3 protein-coding genes are annotated in these 5,000 nt (G+C 67.9%); 2 read left to right on the plus strand and 1 reads right to left on the minus strand.

Going from position 1 to position 5,000, the window contains the following annotated elements; genetic code table 11:
- Both G7B67_RS12675 and G7B67_RS12680 read left to right on the plus strand, forming a co-directional pair.
- A partial coding sequence (locus G7B67_RS12675) for a thiol:disulfide interchange protein DsbA/DsbL (protein ID WP_207780935.1) occupies window positions 1-758 on the plus strand: 758 nt, incomplete at its 5' end.
- Between the two features lie 9 nt (window positions 759-767).
- Window positions 768-1,550, plus strand: a complete 783-nt coding sequence (locus G7B67_RS12680; protein WP_166212986.1) for an endonuclease/exonuclease/phosphatase family protein — start codon at window positions 768-770, stop codon at window positions 1,548-1,550.
- Between the two features lie 135 nt (window positions 1,551-1,685).
- Here G7B67_RS12680 and G7B67_RS12685 read toward each other — a convergent pair whose 3' ends face one another.
- Window positions 1,686-4,601, minus strand: a complete 2,916-nt coding sequence (locus tag G7B67_RS12685) for a TonB-dependent receptor domain-containing protein (protein ID WP_166212988.1) — start codon at window positions 4,599-4,601, stop codon at window positions 1,686-1,688.
- Window positions 4,602-5,000 lie beyond the last annotated feature (399 nt).

Genomic DNA, 5,000 nt, shown 5'->3' on the forward strand with positions numbered 1-5,000 from the left:
CCGCCCCCGCCGACGGCACCCCGAGCGCGGCCGCCGAAGCCGCGGCTGCCGCGGCGAATTCCGGCGCCATGCCGGCCCCGACCGATGCGGCGCCCGCCGATCCGTCGACCGCCGGCGCCGATGCCGCCGTCGAGGCGGTCGCGCAGGCGTCCAGTAACGCCGGCGGCCTGGTGCCGGGAACCGATTACGTCGAGATCAAGGGCGGCCAGCCCTACGCGCCGCTCAACGGCAAGATCGAAGTGGTGGAAGTCTTTAACTTCATCTGTCCGGCCTGCGCCCGCTTCGAGCCGCTGCTCAGCGCGTGGAAGCGCAAGCTGCCCGCGGACGTGCGCCTGACCTACCTGCCGGCGGATTTCAACGCGCAATGGCAGCCGTATGCGCGCGCCTACCTGGTCGCCGAAGGCATGGGCCTGGACGAGCGGACCCACGAAGCGGTGTTCAATGCGATCCACCTCGCGCACACGCTGCCGGGTGAAGCCGATCCGGTGGACGAAGGCAAGATCGCCGCGTTCTACGGCCAGCATGGCGCCGACCCCAAGCAGTTCCTGGATGCGATGCACAGCTTCGCCGTCACCGCCAAGCTCGCGCGCGCCAAGCAGTTCCTGCTGGCGTCCGGGGTGGAAGGCACCCCCACGATCATCGTCGACGGCAAGTACCGCGTCACCGGCAAGGGCGACGAGGACGTGCTGCGGATCACCAACCAGCTGATCGCGCAGGAGCGCGCCGCCAACGCGGCGCCCGGAGCCGCCGGCCGGTAAGCCGGAAGGATGTCGCACCGCCGGCTCAAGCTGCTCAGCGCCAACATCCAGGCCGGCTCCAGCACGCGCGGCTACCACGACTATGTCGCGCGCAGCTGGTCGCACGTGCTGCCGGCCGGCAACAAGCGCGGCGCGCTGGACACCATCGCGCAACTGGCCGGGCAGCACGACATCGTCGGCCTGCAGGAGAGCGATCCCGGCAGCCTGCGTTCGGGCTTCACCAACCAGACCCATTACCTGGCCGAGCGCGCCGGCTTCGCCTACTGGAGCCACCAGCCCAATCGCAGCATGGGCGGCGTCGCCTCCAGCGCCAACGGCCTGCTGAGCAAGCTCGAGCCGATCTCGGTCACCGACCATCCGCTGCCCGGCCGGATCGCCGGCCGTGGCGTGCTGCTGGCGCGGTTCGGGGAAGGCGACGAAGGCCTGACGGTGGCCATCGCCCACCTCTCGCTCGGGGCGACCTCGCGGATGTCGCAACTGGCCTTCATCGCCGAACTGCTGCATGGCCTGCCGCACGCGGTGCTGATGGGCGATTTCAACTGCACGCTGGATCGGCCGGAAATGGCGCTGCTCTACCAGCGCACCCGGTTGCAGCCGCCCACCCATGGCGTCCTGACCTTCCCGAGCTGGCGGCCGCAGCGCGCGATCGACCACATCCTGGCGACCGATCCGCTGACCTGCCACGCGGTGTCCGCGATGCCGGCGGCCTTGTCCGACCACCTGGCGCTGTCGATCGATCTGGCGGTGCCGGACCGGGCATTGAACCGGCCCTCGCAGGCGCCTTCCCCCTAGCCTGGTGCCGTTGCGTCACCTGCGCGCCACCGGCGCGTCGTCGGCGTGTCATCAGTGGGATTCGCCGCGACGCGCGCGTAAAAAGAACGGGCGGCGATTCGCATCGCCGCCCGTGGTTTGTCGCAACCGACGGATTTAGAACTTGTACTGCAGGTCCATGTACCAGAACCGGAACGGCAGGTCGTAGGTGCCGGCGTCGTAGCCGTTCAACGAGCAGGTCACGCACACCGGCGGTTCCTTGTCGAACAGGTTGTTGACGCCCAGCGCGACCTTCAGGCCCTGCGCGCCGAACGCATTGCTCCAGCCCACCTGCACGTCGTGGTAGGTCGTGGCCGGCAGTTCATGCAACCCGACGGGATTGACGCAACCGGTCGACGGCGTGGTGCCGGCATTGCCGCAATCCTCGTCCACCGCACTGATGTAGCGCACGTTCCACGACGCATTCCAGTCGGCCTTGTGCCAGCCCAGCTGGACGTTGGTCTGCCAGTCCGGGATCGCGCTGTCGGCCACTTCCAGCCCGACCGTGCGCTGGGCATGGTTGCCCTCGTCGTCCACCGCGTCGTACTTGAGCGTGTGGGTGGACTGCAGCGACGCGCTCAGTTGGCCCCACGACAGTTCCGGGCTCAACCAGGTGGTCTTGAAGTCGATGCCGCTGGTGGTGATCGTGCCCAGGTTGTCGAGGAAGTCGGTCGGCGGATTGAGCTGGAAGCCCGCGCCGCGGGTGAAGCCCGAGCACGCGGTGCCGGTGATGCTGCCGTCATAGCAACCGTTGAGCAGGGCCTGGGTATCCGGCGCCTGGATCGCGTCGGTGACCTTGTAGTGGTAGTAGTCGAACTCGAAGTCCATGCGACGCGACCACGACAGGTTTTCCGCCCACGACGGGCTCCACACCGCACCGAAGCTGTAGTTCTTCGACCTCTCCGGCTGCAGGTCGGGATTGCCGCCGGTGAACTTGATGATCTGCGTGTTGGCCTGGGTGAACGTCGTCGGGATGCCCTGCGCACCGCAGGCGGCCGCGAAGCTCGGATCGATCGGACCGGGGTGGGTCGCCGAACCGCATGGATCCACCAGCGTGTCGCCGAACTGGGTCAGGCCGTACAGCTCGCCGAGGTTCGGCGCGCGGAAACCTTCGGACCAGGTGCCACGAACGACCAGGTCTTCCATCGGCTGCCAGCGGAAGCCGGCCTTGCCGGTGGTCGCCCCGCCGAACGTGGAGTACTGCGAACGACGCAGCGCGAAGTCGGTGCTGAAGCTGCTCAGCCACGGCACCAGCACTTCGGCATAGGCTTCGTTGACGTGGTACGACGCCGAGACCGGCGCGGCGAACGAGTCCTGCGATTCGCCGCTCTGGCGCAGCGGGTCGGGAGTGAAGTCGCCTTCGTAGCGGCGATGTTCGAAGCCGACCGCGAAGCCCGCGTAGCGGTCGCTGCCCATCTGCCACAGGTCGCCGGTGAGGTTGGCGGTGACCAGGTCCAGCACCTGCTTGCTGGAGTCATGCTGCGGCGCGGTGACGTAGCCGAACATCTCCGGGGTGATTGGCCGGCCTTCGCCACCGAACAGGTCCAGCGGCACGCAGCCCGGCGTCGCGTTGCAGACGTTGACGTCGCCCAGCGCCAGTTTCAGCTTGGCGACGTTGAAGCCGTTGGTGAAATGCTGGTCGGCCTGGTTCTCGGAATGGACGGCGTCGATGTTCCAATCCATGCCACGAGGACCCCAGTCGTTGCTGCCATCGATGCCGACGTTGAAATACCAGGTGCTGACGTCCTGCTTGAAGATGCGTGGCCCAAGCTCGATCGGACGCTTGGTGATGAAGCCGAAGTTGGCGGTGCCGTCGCCGCAGGTCGGCGAGGCCACCGCGCACAGGTCGATGCCGAACGGGTTGTACGGGTTGTTGGCGGCGATCGAGATGGTGTCGGCAATGCCGCCGGTGCCGGCGAACGGACCGACGAAGATCGGCTCCGGCGCGGCCTGGTTGGTGGACTTGCGGTTGTTGAAGAGCACCTTGCCGTGCAGCGAGACCGAATCGCTGATGGCGAAGCTGGCGCTACCGAAGATCGAGGTGCGCTGCGATGGCGTCAGCAGCAGGTTGTAGGGCGCGAAGTTGAAGCCGTCGGCGGTGAAGTTGAAGCCGTGGTAAGTGCCGCCCGGGCCGGTCGGCGCGCCGCCGTTGTAGTTCGGCGTGGTGGTGCCGTCGTTGAGCGTCATGTCGAACCAGTCCGCGGTATCCGGATCGCAGAAACCGGGCGTGCCGGGCGTGGTGATGCCCGGGTCGCAGAAGATGAAGCGACCCTGCGGGGTGCCCGAGCTGCCGGCCGGTCCGCCACCCGGGGTCGGCACCGAGGAGCGTGCCCATTCCGATGCGCTGATCGCCTTGGACTTGACGTAGCTGGCGCTGAACACGCCGTTGAAGCGATCGCCGCTGGTGCCGGCGGTGACATCGGCTTCGACGTCGTCGCCGCCGTGGCCGTAGCTGCCGAACTTGGTGTGGACAACGGCACCTTCGAATTTCTTGCGGGTGATGATGTTGACCACGCCCGCGATCGCGTCGGAGCCGTAGATCGCCGAGGCGCCGTCTTCCAGCACTTCGATGCGGTCGACGATCGCCAGCGGGATGGTGTTGAGATCGGCGCTGCCGCTCACGCCCGATGCGGACGATTCATTGACCCAGCGCACGCCGTCGACCAGCACCAGCACGCGGTTGGAGCCCAGGTTGCGCAGGTCCACCTGTGCCGAACCGGCGCCGATGCCGCCGCCGTCGGACGGATAGCCGAAGTTGCCCGACGAGTTGAACTTGGCGTTGAGCGCCTTGCCGCTGGCGGTCATGTCCTGCAGGAACTCACCGATCGACGTCGCGCCGCTCTGGTCGATCTGCGCGCGGCTGATGATGGCGACCGGCTGGCTGGTCACCGCATCGGATTGCTTGATCCGGCTGCCGGTGACTTCGACGCGATCCAGGGTCGTGGCGCTGGTGGCCGTCTCGGGCGCGACGGGCGGCGGGGCGTCCTGCGCCGCGGCGAGGCCGGGCAGCAGGAGCAACAGGGAAAGATTCACGGCCATGGTCAGCCGATTGCGGCGCAGCGCTTGCATCGAGGATCTCCGAAGGGAAGATGGGATGGGCCGCCAGCGCCCCTGTGCCGCCGCGGCTCAGGACTTGTAAACAATCCGTGAACCCGGTTCAAGTGGCACGTCCGTCATGGTTTGCCTGTGCCCGCTTGCCCGCCATGCAGGCGAGGCCCCGCCCAGGGCGCCTTGGAACTGCCAAATCCGTTCACTTTTGCTCGGCTATAGTCGGGCGATGCTGTCCCGACCGATGTGTCTCGCCTTCGCTGGCGCGCTTGCGCTGTGTCCACCGATCGCCGCCGCGCAGGCGGGCGGCGCGCCGGCGCCATCCCCGTCGACTTCGCCACCGGCCGTGGCGGCGGGGCCGGTCGCGCGGTCGCCGGCGCCGGC

This window comes from Cognatiluteimonas telluris (assembly GCF_011320095.1).
In the GTDB taxonomy this organism is placed as follows: Bacteria; Pseudomonadota; Gammaproteobacteria; order Xanthomonadales; family Xanthomonadaceae; genus Cognatiluteimonas; species Cognatiluteimonas telluris.